Source organism: Microbacterium sp., from assembly GCF_039812165.1.
In the GTDB taxonomy this organism is placed as follows: Bacteria; Actinomycetota; Actinomycetes; order Actinomycetales; family Microbacteriaceae; genus Microbacterium.
In genome coordinates this window covers 1-12767 of record NZ_JBDIAB010000070.1, presented here as the reverse complement: position 1 = coordinate 12767, position 12767 = coordinate 1, and the positions used below count along the sequence as shown (strand labels likewise).

The window sequence follows — 12767 nt, the reverse complement described above, 5'->3', positions numbered from 1 at the left end:
TGGGGCGCGCGATCGCACGCCAAAGAGGATCCGGACTACGACGCGTTCCTCGCCGAGGAGCACTACGACCCCGACCCCGAGACGAACGCGACACCCGTTCGGAGCGGCGAGCGGAGAGGAGCGGAGGCATGACACCGATCGCGATCACCATGATGCTCATCGCCATGGTCACCGTCTGGGGAGGCCTGGCCGCGGCGATCGTCAACCTCGCGCGTCACCCCGAGGTCGCCGAGTCGGAACCCGCGGCGCCGCCCGTCGAGCTGTAGACCGGCCGCGTCCGGCGCCATATACCAACAGGCTGGACGCAGATCAAGGCGGTGGGCGAGCTCGCCGGACCGACCTATCGTCGGCATCATCCGGACGGCCCATGCCGGTCCGGCAGAGACGAGAGAAGGTCGATCATGGTCATTCCCCCCATGGAAGTCCCGCCGTCCGAGGCGACGAACGACGCGGTGCCGGTGCCGATCGGCTCCGACCCGGCCCTCGACCTCGACCCCGACGAGGCCCCCGACACCGAGGAGGCCACGGACGAGCAGCCTGAGGCGTACGTGGACGACGTGGAGGGAGGCGCCCGGCTCGCGCCCGACGCCGATCCCGCCCGCGTCGAGGACGCACGCCGCGACAGCGTCTGAGGCGATCTCAGAGCGGACGCGTCGGGTCCGGCACGAGCACGTGCCGACCCGGCGCGTCTCAGCGTGCGGGCCCGGACGGCCGCTCCCACGCGGCGATCGGGCCCGGGACGGCCTCGAACAGCGGATGCGGCAGCGGCGCGGCATCCCGCCATCTCGTCCAGCTCTCGGGGCTCCGCCGCTCCAGCTTCGCCAGCAGGTGACGCCACTCGTAGGCGAGCTGGCCATCGGTGACCGGCAGTCGCACGACCGGCCCTCCCGGCACCCTGGGCGCGAGGATGCGGGAACGGTCGAAGCGGTAGCGGCGCGCGTCGGCCTCGTCGGCGAGCCCGTGCAGGTACGCACCGACGAGCGACACCGGATCGTCGTGCTCGCGGAACCTGACGAGCTGCGGATGCCGCGTGTAGCCCGCCGTCCGACCCGCGAGCACGGCCTGTGCGAGCAGGGTCTCGCGCCAGCACGCGACGAGCCCCTGCCGGTCGAGGTGGTGCGGGTGCACCGACCAGATCCTCATGACGTCTCCCGTCGCCGCTCGATCACAGGATGCCGCGTCCTCCGGCGCCGACGCCGGATGCCACCGCGATGAGGATCATCGTCGCGACGAACCCCACCGCGTAGTTGACCGCGAGGAACCGCCGCCAGGCGCGGTTGGCGGTTCCGGACGCCGCGTCGGAGACCGCGCGGTACGGCCACGCGAGCACGACGTAGGGGATCGCGAGCAGGGCGGCGAGCAGCCCGGGGAAGGGCAGCAGCAGGAGGAGCGCCCCGGCCAGGGCCCACAGTGCGATCGCGAGCCGCACCGTGCCACGCGCTCCGAACGCCGTCGCGATCGAGCGGAGGCCGCCCTCGCGGTCGGGCACGACGTCTTGCACGGCGCCGAAGGCGTGGCTGGCCGCGCCCCACAGGAAGAAGGCGGCGAGCGTCACCGTCGCCGACGCCGTCCACGGAGCGCCGGCGAGGACGAGCCCGTAGACGGCGGGGCTCACGAAGTGCGTGCTGGAGGTGACCGAGTCGAGGACCGGGATCTCCTTGAACCGCAGCCGGGGAGCGGAGTAGGCGACGACGGCGAACAGCGAGACGGCGAGCACCGCCGTCGCGGCGGGCGAGCCGAGCACGACGAGGGCGACGACGAACGGGGCGCACGACAGCACGGCCCAGAGGAGCACCGAGCGGTGCTCGGAGGGGTCGAGCAGAGCGCCCTCCACGCCGCCCTTGCGCGGGTTGAGGATGTCGGACGCATGGTCGAACACGTCGTTGATCCCGTACATCGCGAGGTTGTACGGCACGAGGAAGAAGGCGGCGCCGACGAGGAGCGCCGCGTCGACGCCGCCGCCGCCGAGCAGGTACGCGGCCGCGAACGGATACGCGGTGTTGACCCAGCTGAGCGGGCGCGACGCGACGAGGAGGCGCACGGCGAGCGGTCTACGACTCGGCATCCGCTCTCCTTTCCCCGGCGAGCTCCCACAGGCCGGGCAGCGCGATCGCCAGGGCGATCGGATAGGAGAAGTCCTCGACCGGTGCGAGGCCGATGCGGAGCCCCGAGACGTGCGCGTCCGCGTAGGCGAACAGCCCGGCGGCGATCATCGCCGTGTCGAAGACCGCGGTGAGGGCGACGAGCGCGGCGGCGGCGAGCGCCGTGGGCAGGAGGGGGATGCGGTGCCCGCGGCGTCTCGCGACGACCTCGGCGATCGCGCGCACCACGACAGCGACGAGCACCAGCAGGGATCCGAGCGCCAGATAGGTCATCGCCGTGCCCTCCGTGGAAGCCGCTCGAACGCCGCGAGCAGGACGAGCGCGAGGTGGACGAGGAAGACGAGGAAGAGCGGCTCCTCCAGAGGCAGTTCCGGTGCGAGCAGCACACCCGTCATGGCCCACGTCTCGCCGCGATGGAAGACGCCGAGGGCGATGCCGACGAGGTCGACGACGAGCAGCAGCGCCACCGCCGCGACGAGCACGATCGCGGCCCGTCGCGGGTCGCGCCAGAACACGAGGCGCCACCTCCGGTCGACGAGGAGCATGCAGCCGAGCAGCGCCACCAGGAGCAGCAGGTAGACGGGCGTCACGCGGCGGCTCCGGGAGGCCCGGCCGCGAGCGGGGGCGTCAGCGGTGACGCGGAGCGGTCGCCGCGGAGCCGCTTGAGCACCAGCTCGGCGCTGATCAGGCACATCGGCACGCCGATGCCCGGGATCGTGCTCGATCCCGCGTAGAACAGCCCGGAGACGCGGCGCGAGGCGTTGCCGGCGCGGAGGAACGCGCTCTGGCGCAGGGTGTGCGCCGGTCCGAGCGCGCTGCCCGACCACGACCGGAGGTCGGCCGCGAAGTCCCCGGGCGCCACCGTCCGGCGCACGACGATGCGGTCGGCGAGGTCGGGGGTCCCCGTCCAGTCCGCGATCTGCGCGATGACCCGGTCGACGAACGCCTCGACGCGGGTGTCGCCGGCTCCGCCGATCCCGCCGCGTCCGATGCCCGGATCGGCGGCCACCGGCACGAGCACGAAGAGGCTCTCGTCGCCGGGCGGTGCGACCGCGTCGTCGGTGGCGCTCGGCATCCCGATGTAGAGCGAGGGCGTCGCGGGGAGGCCCCGCCCCGGCCGGGCGACCGCGGCGAAGGCGCCCTCCCAGTCGTCCGCGAGCAGCAGGGTGTGATGGGCGAGGGCGGGGAGCGCGCCGCGTACGCCGAGCATCGCGAGCACGGCGCCCGGACCGGGATCGCGTCGGCGCCACCAGGCCTCGCCCCGCTCGCGGTGCTCGGCGTCCAGCAGGTCGGTCTCGACGTGGTGGAGATCGGCGGTCGCGACGACGACGTCGGCGTCGAGCCGCTCCTCGCGACCGTCGGCGCCACGGAAGCGGACGCCGCGCGCGCGTCCGCGCTTCACGACGATGCCGGTGACGACGGCGCCGGTGCGCAGCCGCGCGCCGGCGCGCTCGGCGAGGTCGACGATGCTCTCCACGACGCGCGCGAAGCCGCCCTCGGGGTAGAGCACGTCGTCGTTGACGTCGAGGTGGCTCATGAGGTGGTACATGGCCGGCACGCGCAGCGGCGAACCGCCGAGGAAGACCGCGGGATAGCCCAGGAGCCGCCGCAGCCGGGCGTCGCGCGTCCGCGAGCGGATCTCGGCGTCGAGCGGACGGCCCAGCAGGCGCGCCAGCCGCGGGAGCCCCGCGGCCACCTCGCGATCGACGAACGGCCGGACGGAGTCGAACGAGCTGTACAGGAACCGGCGCAGGGCCAGCCGGTAGGTCGCCTCGGCCGAGTCGAAGTGGCGCTCCAGGCGCTCCGCCGAGCCGGGGTCGAGGGCCGTGAGCGCCGCGCGCGCCGCGTCTCGGCCCGCGGGAAGGTCGAACGGCTCGGCGACGCCCTCGAAGTAGGCGCGGTAGCCGGGGTCGAGGCGGTGCAGCCGCAGCTGATCGGATGCCGTGGTGCCCAGCATGCGGTAGAAGTGGTCGAAGACCTCGGGCATGAGGTACCAGGACGGCCCGGTGTCGAAGCGGAAGCCGCCCGACGACCACGACCCCGCCCGCCCGCCCAGCTCGGTGCGGGCCTCCAGGAGCGTCACGTCGTGTCCGTCGGCGGCCAGGAGCGCGGCCGTCGCGAGGCCCGCGATGCCGCCGCCGACGACCACCGCGCGTCGCCCGCTCATCGGGCCGCCGCCGGGAAGAGGCTCGCGCGCACGGCGAGCGCGGCCTTCGACAGCGGCGGGACCGAGACGCGCACGCGCGTGAGCCGTTCCGCCGGCATCCGGTCGATGCGGCGCAACAGCTCGTCGAAGATCGCGGTCGCGGTGCGTACGGCGCGGCGGCAGTCGCGCGGGAGGCCGGCGGTCGCGCGTCGGGCGGCGTCGAGGTCGGCGCGGACGTCGGCCACGACGGCCGCCTTCGCCCGCTCCGTGAGTCCCGTGCGGGGGACGTCCGGCAGATAGGCCCGCCCGAGCGCGCTGCTGTCGTGGCCGATGTCGCGCAGGAAGTTGACCTTCTGGAACGCCGCGCCCAGTCGTGCGGCGCCCTTCTCGAGCTCGGCGAAGGCATCCGGGTCCACGTCCCGGCCCCGCACGAAGACGTGCAGGCACATGATCCCGACCGCCTCGGCGGACCCGTGGATGTAGGTGCGGTACTCGGCCTCGTCGAACGCGACGTCGTCGAGGTCGCGACGCATCGACGCGAAGAAGGCGCGGATCGGCTCGCGCGGGATGCCGGCGTCCCGCGCGACCACGGCGAACGCGTGCACGACGAGGTTCGCGCTGAACCCGGTCGCGACGGCGCGCTCGGTCTCGGCCTCGAGCTCGTCGAGGCGGGAGCGCTGGGCCGAGCCGTCGAGGCCGGCCTCGGTCGCGGTGCCGTCGACGATCTCGTCGGCGACGCGCACGAGCGCGTAGATCGAGCCGACCGCCGACCGGCAGCGGCGGGGGAGGAGGGCGGTCGCGAGACGGAACGAGCTCGAGTAGCGACGGATGACGGATGCCGCCGACGCCCCCGCCGTCGCGTCGTAGAGCGTGAGCCCGGCGGCGGCGGTCACGATCGACGCTCCGCGGCGAGCCTCGCCTCGGCGGCGAGGAGGTCGGCGAGGGCGGGAGGAAGCCCCGCGCCGCGGATGAGGTCGAGAGCGGTGTCGCACTCGCGGCGGATCTCCTCCTCGAGCCGCCCGCGGGCGCCGGAGTCCTCCAGCGCGTCGCGCAAGAGCTGTGCCGACGGCTCGTCGAGCGCCCCGTCGCCGAACAGCGGCTCGGCGGCGCGCCAGGCCTCGGAGCCGCGCGCGAAGGCGACCAGCATCGTCTGCTTCCCCTCGCGGAGGTCGTTCGACGTGCTCTTGCCGGTCTCGTCGCCGTCGCCGAAGACGCCGAGCAGATCGTCGCGCATCTGGAACACGATGCCGAGCGAACGGCCGATGGCGCCGAGGCGGTCGCCGATCCGATCGGGCGCCCCGGCGAGGATCGCGCCCGCGCGCAGCGGCAGCTCCAGTGTGTAGTGGGCGGTCTTGTCGGCCATCATGTCGCGGATCTCGTCGGCGGTCGGCGTGCCGAGCCCCGACGCGTAGGCGACGTCGGCGAGCTCGCCCGCGGCGGCGCGGAAGACGCTCTCGTCGACGAGCTCGAGGAGCCTCGTGCGGCGGGCGGCATCCAGATCGAGATCCGTGGTCAGCCGCACGGCCGCAGTGAGCAGCAGGTCGCCGGCGAGGATCGCCGCGCTCTCGCCCCACCGTCGCGCGGAGAGCGGATCGAGCCCGGTGCGTTCGCCGGCGGCGGTGAACGCGCCGACGAGGTTCGGGATGCCGCGACGCTCGATGTCGCCGTCGATGACGTCGTCGTGCAGGAGGAGAGCCGTGTGGAGCAGCTCCAGGGCCGTGGCGAGCTCGACGAGCGGCTCGAGCGGCCCGCCGCCGAGGTGCAGACAGGCCACGACCGCCAGTCGCGGGCGTACCCTCTTGCCGCCCGCGGTGGAGGAGCGCAGCTCGCTCCACAGCGCGCGATAGTGCGGCGAGTGCCTCGTCGCGCGGACGAGGGCGGTGTCGAAGAACCGGTCGAGCCTGCGCTCGACCTCGGCGAGGACGACGTCGGCCTCCGAGGCCGCGGACGTCTCGCGCGCGGTGCGGGTCTCCGCGCCGTCGGCGGACAGCAGCACGACCTCGTCCATCCCTGCTCCAATCGCTAACGCGGCTAGTAATAAACATAACCCAACTAAATGCGTCGTCCACTAGGGTTCTCGATATGCCCGGCATTGAGCGGGAGCCGGACGAGATCGTCCGGCGATTGCACGACCCGCGCGTCGCCGACGTCCGCGGGCGACTGGTCGACCTCAGCGGGATCGGCGAGGACGAGCTCGGGCAGATCGTCCGTGTCATGGACGCGATGTTCCGGTGGCGCGCGGCGGAGCAGCGCGTGACGCGCGCCTCCCACCGCTACATGCGGCTGGGAGAGACCGACATGAAGGCGCTGCGGCTCGCGATCGTCATGGCCGACCAGGGTCGGCATGTGACCGCGAGGGACATCGCCGCGCACCTGGGCATCACGAGCGCGGCCACCACGAAGCTCCTCGACCGGCTCGAGTCGGCCGGACACATCGTCCGTACGCGGCATCCCCGCGACCGCCGGGCGCTCGCGATCGTCGTCAATCCCGAGACCCGCAAGGCCGCCGAGCTCACGATCGGCCGAGAGCACGCGCGGCGCTTCCGGGTGGCGGCCGCGCTCAGCACCGGCGAGCGCGAGGTCGTCATCCGCTTCCTCGAGTCCATGAGCGCGACGAGCGAGGACGAGTGGATCGGCGCCGATCTGGACGACTCGGCCTCGTGAGACCGGATGCCGGCCGCTAGCACGTCGCGCGGCATCCCGCCACGGGGATCTCGGCGGCGACCCCCGTGCGTATCGTCTCAGGCATGGACACGACGCCGTCGCCGCTGCGCGGACGCTGAGCGGACAGGGACATGGCACAGAACACCCGGACCCTGCGCTGCACGCCCGCGGACGTCTTCCGCGTGCTCGCCGACGGCTGGCTGTATCCCTCGTGGGTCGTCGGCGCGTCGCGCATGCGCGACGTGGACGAGGCATGGCCGCACGCGGGCAGCCGGATCCATCATTCCGTCGGGGTCTGGCCCCTGCTCATCGACGATCGCACGCGCGCGACGGCGTGGTCGCCGCCGCACCGCATGGAGCTGCGCGCCCGTGGCTGGCCGATCGGCGAGGCCGACGTCGTCATCGACGTCGAGCCGACCGGAGAGCGATCGTGTCTCGTGCGGATCCGCGAGGACGTGCGGCGGGGTCCCGCGCGCGTCATTCCCCGCTTCCTCCTCGATCCCGTGATCCGCTGGCGGAACGGCGAGACGCTGCATCGTCTCGCCTATCTCGCCGAGGGCATGGCGTCGTCGGCCGTGCCCGACACGGCCGACGAGGAACGGAGCTGATGTCGATGCCTCGCGACGCGCACGAGGGCCGCACCGAGGTCGACGCGACCGTCGTGGGCGCCGGGCCCAACGGACTGGCCGCAGCCGTCACCCTCGCGCGCGCGGGGCTGCGGGTCGTCGTCTACGAGGCGGCGCCGGCGGTGGGCGGGGGAGCGGCCACACGGGAGCTGACCCTGCCCGGCTTCCACCACGACGTCTGCTCGGCGGTGCACCCGCTCGCGTTCGAGTCCGGCTTCTTCCGCGAGTTCGACCTGGTGTCGCGCGTGCCCTTCGTGACGCCCGAGGTCTCGTTCGCCCACCCGCTCGACGGCGGACGCGCCGGCATCGCCTATCGCGACCTCACGCGCACGCGCACCGCGCTCGGCCGCGACGGCAAGGCGTACGAGGCCCTGCTGCGTCCGCTCGTCGAGCGGACCGCGCGTGTCGCGACGCTGACCGGCTCGACCCTGCTCCGCGTGCCCGACGACCCGTTCGTCGCGGCGCTGTTCGGCGCCCGCTCGCTCGAGCAGGGATCGCCCGCCTGGAACGCCCGCTTCCGGCAGGAGGCGGCGCCGGCCATGCTGACCGGGGTCGCCGCGCACTCGATCCTTCCGCTCCCCTCCATCGCCGCGGCGGGCGCCGGGCTCGCCCTGACCGCCTACGCCCACGCCCGCGGATGGCCGATCCCGGTGGGAGGCAGCCAGTCGATCGCCGACGCGCTCGTGGACGACCTGCGCCGCCATGGCGGCGACGTGGTCACCGACGCCCCTGTCTCGTCGCTCGACGAGCTGCCGCCCTCGCGCGCCACGCTGCTCGACGTCACCCCGCGCGCGCTGCACGCGCTGGCCGGCCGCCGCCTGCCCGAGCGCTACCGACGCGCGCTGCGCCGGTTCCGCTACGGCAACGCCGTGGCGAAGGTCGACTTCGCGGTGAGCGATCCGGTGCCGTGGGCCCATCCGGAGGTGGGTCTCGGCGCGGCGGCGCACCTCGGCGGATCGCGCGCGGAGATCGCCGCGTCGGAGCGCGACGTGGCACGCGGCCGCCTGCCCGAGTCGCCGTACGTCCTCGTGTCGCAGCCGTCGCTGTGGGACCCGACGCGGGCGCCGGCCGGCTCGCACACGCTGTGGACCTACACGCACGTGCCCGCCGGGTCGACGGCGGATCGCACGGATGCCGTGATCGCCCAGATCGAGCGCTTCGCCCCCGGCTTCCGCGACACGATCCTCGACGTCTCGTCGCGCACCGCGGTCGACGTCGCCCGCCACAATCCCAACTATCCGTCCGGCGACATCGCCGCGGGCGCGCCCGACCTGCGCCAGCTCGTGCGTCGGCCCGTGGTCAGCCCGCGGCCGTGGCGCACGCCCGCGCCGGGCGTCTACCTCTGTTCGGCGTCGACCACGCCCGGCCCTGGCGTGCACGGTCTGAGCGGCTGGCACGCCGCCCGCTGCGCGCTGCGCGAGCGATTCGGCATCCGCGACGACCCGGATCTGTCGCCGCGGGGGTGAGCGGGCCCGGCATGGCGCGGATCGGCACATCGGGCTGGAGCTACGACCACTGGACGGACGTGCTCTACCCGCCCGGCCTGCCTCCCGGTCGGCGGCTGGCCGTCTACCAGGCCGAGTTCGACACGGTCGAGCTCAACGCGAGCTTCTACCGCTGGCCGCCGCCGGCGCGGTTCGCGGCGTGGCGCGGGCGGCTGCCCGAGGGGTTCGAGCTGACGGTCAAGGGTCCACGCGGCCTCACACACGCGCGACGCCTGCGCTCTCCGGAGGAGTGGATCGAGCGGATCGGTCGCGGCCTGCACGAGCTGCGCGGACGCCGCGGGCCGCTGCTGCTGCAGCTGCCGCCCACGATGGAGCGCGACGACGCGCGTCTCGACTGGTTCCTCGAACGCCTGCCGTCGTGGACACGGCCGGTGATCGAGTTCCGACACGGCTCGTGGCTCGCCGACGACGTCTTCGCGCTGCTCGAGCGCCACGGCGCCGCCTACTGCGTGATGAGCGGCGCACGGCTGCCGTGCGTGCTGCGTGCGACCGCGCCGACCGTCTACGTCCGCCTGCACGGGCCCGACTCCGAGCACCTCTACGCGGGCTCGTACCCGGATGCCGACCTCCGCTGGTGGGCGGACCGCATCCGCGAGTGGGAGGCGGCCGGCCACACCGTGTACGCCTACTTCAACAACGACGGTCACGGGCACGCCGTGCGCAACGCCCGCACCCTGCGCGCCCTCCTGAGCGACTGAGCCGCTCGTCGGGGTCGCCGCCGTCGGGTGACGGCGGGCTCAGCGGGGCGGGCTCAGGCTCGCACGGGCAGGTGCTTGTTCGCGGACAGCGACACCGTGCCACCGCCGCGCATCCACTGCACCCGATCGAGCGTGATCGCCGTCTGCCCGACGGTGTGCCGGGCGCCGCCCGGTGCGTTCTCGTCGCGGTACGGTGCGAGCAGCTGCTGCACGGACTCGAAGATCGAGGCGAGCGCCTCGTCGTCGTCGCTCACGGCGATCTCGGTGAACCAGGTCTCGACCCTGCCCTCGAACAGCTGCAGCGACAGGTAGCGTCCCGCGGGGCGCTGGAAGCTGATCTTGACCTGCGACTCCGACGACTGCGTGAGGGTGTCGGGATCGTCCGTGGCCCAGCCGAGCTCGACGAGCGCCGCCCACACCTCGTCGACCGAGGGCCAGCGCCACCCGGCGACGATCTCGACGAACCGCGCGAGCGACTCCGCCGCCGGGGGCTCCAGCGTGCCGCCGCCGCCGAGACTCGGCGCCCACTCCGGCCACTGGCCCGCACCCGCGCTGCAGACGCGGTCCGCGTCGAGCCACAGCAGACGCTCGTCCACGCGCCACACCGGCATGCCCGCCGCCACCGGCGGCACCGATCCGCCTGAGACGGCGGCACCGAAGCATCGGCCGTGCCACGCGTCGCGCAGCGGCACCTCCGGCGGCGTCACCCCCTCGGTGAGCCAGCTGCCGACGTCGTACGCGGCGGTCCGGTCTTCGCCGATCGCCAGGCGCGTGCGCGGGAAGTCGCGATCGGTGCCGCGTCCGTCGTACTGCACGATCATGGGCCCGTGCTCCCACCTCGTGGTGGTGCCGCTGCCGAGCTGCGGCCCGAACGCCGCCTCGAGCGCGGCCCTGATCAGCTCGTCGTTCTTGTTCGGCGTCGAGTAGTCGACGGGCGCCGTCGCCGCCTCCACCGATGCCTTCGCGAGCCGCCCGTCCACGGTCGTGAGCTCGATCGAACGCCCGACCGGATCGAACACGCGGACGCGGTCCCGGAACCGCTCGGGCTCCTGGGCGCCGAGCAGCCCCTCCGCCTGGAGGGCGGCGATGACGTCGTCGATCGGCTGCGCACGGAACGCTGCGAAACGCTGGAGGAGCGCCACGGCCTCGGCGGGCACCGGCTCGGGCGTCGCGGGGGCGTCGACGACGCGTCCCCGTGCCGATCTGGCCTTGCCCGGCGCCGACTCGCTGAACGTGATGTCGCGCGTGTAGCTGCGCATCCGCCGGATCGAGAAGGTGCGCACGCCGGCGTTCCACCACCCGGGTTTGGCCGTCTCGCCGAGGCGCTCGGAGAGCAGGGCGAGGATCTCCTCGTAACGGCCGTCGTCGTCCTTCGCCGTCGACCCCGGCACGCGCGGGCCGGCCTCCATGAAGAAGTGGACATTGAGCGGCTCGTCGTCTCGCGAGTGGAGCTTCGCCCCGACGAAGTCGGCAGGCGGCGTCGGCAGATGGAGCGCGGAGGGGGCGTGCTCGTCCGCGGCCCGCAGGTCGTACGTCACGAGCCACTCGCGCGCGTCCATGCCGTCCAGCCAGGCGCCCGCCGCGGCGGCGAGCCGGGGGACCGAGAGCTGCGGGCTGAACGCCACCTCCACCGCATCGTCGTCGACGTCGAGGACGACCGCGTAGCATCCGGCATCCCAGTGCTTGTCGCTCCCCGACGTGCGGCCCACCGCGCGGGACACGGCCGATCGCAGCTTGCGCTCGAAGGCCGCCGTCTCCTGCTCGGCGACGAAGGGGAACGAGACCTTGTGCGCCCACGACCGCACCGGGAGGAGCGCGTACGGGGCCGGCTCGAACGGCAGCCCCGACGCGGCGAGGGTCTCGCGCAGCGCCTCGTCGCCGGGTCTGTCGATCTCGGCGACGGCGGCGATCAGGGCGGGCAGGCGGCGGGCGAGGTCGGCCTCGGCGGAGCGTTCTTCCATGGCCCGATGCTACGCGGAGACCTCCGACATCCGCTTCCGGCCTGTGGAGAAACGGCCGATCGCGGGCTTTTCAGAGCTTGCGCAGCAGCACGCCCGAGACCGCGTGGTCGGCGGCCTTCTGCAGCACGAGCGTCGCCCGGTGCCGTGTCGGCAGCACGTTCTCGCGCAGGTTCGGGAGGTTGATCTCGTTCCAGAACCGCAGCGCGGTCCGCTCGGCCTCGTCGTCGGTGAGGCCCGCGTAGACGTTGAAGTACGACGCCGGGTCGCTGAAGGCGCCCTGCCGCAGCGACATGAACCGGTTCACGTACCACCGCGCGATGTCGTCGGGGTCGGCGTCGACGTACACCGAGAAGTCGAAGAGCTCGCTGATCGAGAGGTCGTCGGTGCCGGGCGGCGGCTGGAGCACGTTGAGGCCCTCGACGATCACGACGTCGGGCCGGCGGACGGTCACGCGCGCGCCGGGCACGATGTCGTAGTGCAGGTGCGAGTAGACCGGCGCGGTCACCTCGGCGACGCCGCTCTTGACCTGCGTCAGGAAGTCGAGGAGCGCCCGACGGTCGTACGACTCCGGGAACCCCTTGCGCCTCATGAGACCCCGCCGCTCCAGCTCGGCGTTCGGGTGGAGGAAGCCGTCGGTCGTCACCAGCTCGACGCGCGGCGTGTCGGGCCAGCGGCTCAGCAGCTCGCGGAGCAGGCGCGCGACGGTGGACTTGCCGACGGCGACCGAGCCGGCGATCGCGATGACGAACGGCGTCGTGGTGTCGTCCTCGCGGAGGAAGCTGCTCGTGGCGGCCCCGAGGGACTTCACCGCGCTCGCGTAGAGGCTCAGCAGCCGGCTGAGCGGCAGGTACACCTCGCGCACCTCGTCGAGGTCGAGCCGATCGCCGAGCCCGCGGAGCTGCGCGATCTCGCCGTCGGTCAGCGGCTGCGCCATGTCGGGGGCGAGCCGCGCCCAGTCGGCGCGTCGGATCTCGCGATACAGCGTCGGCGACAGCGCCGCCGGCTCCGGCATCCCGCTCATGGCGTCATCGTATCGATCCGCGGGCGCATGTCCGGACCCCGCCC

At 73.6% G+C, this 12767-nt stretch carries 15 protein-coding genes; 6 read left to right on the top strand and 9 right to left on the bottom strand.

The genetic code is table 11. The features are described from left to right. Window positions 1-128: 128 nt before the first annotated feature. Both WML84_RS07705 and WML84_RS07700 read left to right on the top strand, forming a co-directional pair. Window positions 129-266: a methionine/alanine import family NSS transporter small subunit gene (locus WML84_RS07705; RefSeq protein ID WP_347345561.1), complete on the top strand. Its 138-nt coding sequence runs from the start codon at window positions 129-131 to the stop codon at window positions 264-266. A 135-nt stretch (window positions 267-401) separates the two neighbouring features. Next, complete coding sequence (locus tag WML84_RS07700) at window positions 402-632, top strand: hypothetical protein (RefSeq protein WP_347345560.1); 231 nt, start codon at window positions 402-404, stop codon at window positions 630-632. Between the two features lie 58 nt (window positions 633-690). Here WML84_RS07700 and WML84_RS07695 read toward each other — a convergent pair whose 3' ends face one another. From WML84_RS07695 to WML84_RS07665, 7 genes are read right to left on the bottom strand one after another with little or no spacing between them, the layout of a single operon-like run. Further along, window positions 691-1143, bottom strand: a complete 453-nt coding sequence (locus WML84_RS07695; protein WP_347345559.1) for a pyrimidine dimer DNA glycosylase/endonuclease V — start codon at window positions 1141-1143, stop codon at window positions 691-693. Window positions 1144-1165: 22 nt separating this feature from the next. Beyond that, a complete protein-coding gene (locus WML84_RS07690) occupies window positions 1166-2065 on the bottom strand; it encodes a prenyltransferase (RefSeq protein WP_347345558.1) in 900 nt (299 codons plus the stop codon). Beyond that, window positions 2052-2375, bottom strand: a complete 324-nt coding sequence (locus tag WML84_RS07685; RefSeq protein WP_347345557.1) for a lycopene cyclase domain-containing protein — start codon at window positions 2373-2375, stop codon at window positions 2052-2054. The genes WML84_RS07690 and WML84_RS07685 overlap by 14 nt, the downstream gene beginning before the upstream one ends. Continuing rightward, window positions 2372-2692, bottom strand: coding sequence for a lycopene cyclase domain-containing protein (locus WML84_RS07680; RefSeq protein WP_347345556.1), 321 nt, complete (start codon window positions 2690-2692; stop codon window positions 2372-2374). Before WML84_RS07680 ends, WML84_RS07685 begins: the two co-directional genes overlap by 4 nt. Then, window positions 2689-4269 carry a phytoene desaturase family protein gene (gene crtI / locus WML84_RS07675; RefSeq protein WP_347345555.1) on the bottom strand — a complete coding sequence of 527 codons (1581 nt, stop codon included), beginning with the start codon at window positions 4267-4269 and terminating at the stop codon, window positions 2689-2691. Before crtI ends, WML84_RS07680 begins: the two co-directional genes overlap by 4 nt. After that, entirely contained in the window at window positions 4266-5141 is an 876-nt protein-coding gene (locus WML84_RS07670) for a phytoene/squalene synthase family protein (RefSeq protein WP_347345554.1), read from the bottom strand. Before WML84_RS07670 ends, crtI begins: the two co-directional genes overlap by 4 nt. Then, complete coding sequence (locus tag WML84_RS07665) at window positions 5138-6256, bottom strand: polyprenyl synthetase family protein (protein WP_347345553.1); 1119 nt, start codon at window positions 6254-6256, stop codon at window positions 5138-5140. Before WML84_RS07665 ends, WML84_RS07670 begins: the two co-directional genes overlap by 4 nt. Before the next feature lie 74 nt (window positions 6257-6330). On the opposite strand from WML84_RS07665, the gene WML84_RS07660 reads away from it, so the two are divergent. From WML84_RS07660 to WML84_RS07645, 4 genes are all read left to right on the top strand, one after another. Continuing rightward, window positions 6331-6912: a MarR family transcriptional regulator gene (locus WML84_RS07660; protein WP_347345552.1), complete on the top strand. Its 582-nt coding sequence runs from the start codon at window positions 6331-6333 to the stop codon at window positions 6910-6912. 131 nt (window positions 6913-7043) lie between these two features. Next, window positions 7044-7520 carry an SRPBCC family protein gene (locus tag WML84_RS07655; RefSeq protein ID WP_347345551.1) on the top strand — a complete coding sequence of 159 codons (477 nt, stop codon included), beginning with the start codon at window positions 7044-7046 and terminating at the stop codon, window positions 7518-7520. Continuing rightward, the gene (locus WML84_RS07650) at window positions 7520-9004 is read left to right on the top strand and encodes an NAD(P)/FAD-dependent oxidoreductase (RefSeq protein ID WP_347345550.1); all 1485 of its coding nucleotides are present in this window, start codon (window positions 7520-7522) and stop codon (window positions 9002-9004) included. Before WML84_RS07655 ends, WML84_RS07650 begins: the two co-directional genes overlap by 1 nt. Window positions 9005-9015: 11 nt before the next feature. Next, the gene (locus WML84_RS07645) at window positions 9016-9741 is read left to right on the top strand and encodes a DUF72 domain-containing protein (RefSeq protein WP_347345549.1); all 726 of its coding nucleotides are present in this window, start codon (window positions 9016-9018) and stop codon (window positions 9739-9741) included. Between the two features lie 53 nt (window positions 9742-9794). Here the strand turns inward: WML84_RS07645 and WML84_RS07640 are convergent, their stop codons facing one another. After that, window positions 9795-11702, bottom strand: a complete 1908-nt coding sequence (locus tag WML84_RS07640; RefSeq protein WP_347345548.1) for a hypothetical protein — start codon at window positions 11700-11702, stop codon at window positions 9795-9797. 70 nt (window positions 11703-11772) lie between these two features. After that, complete coding sequence (gene coaA / locus WML84_RS07635; RefSeq protein WP_347345562.1) at window positions 11773-12714, bottom strand: type I pantothenate kinase; 942 nt, start codon at window positions 12712-12714, stop codon at window positions 11773-11775. Window positions 12715-12767 lie beyond the last annotated feature (53 nt).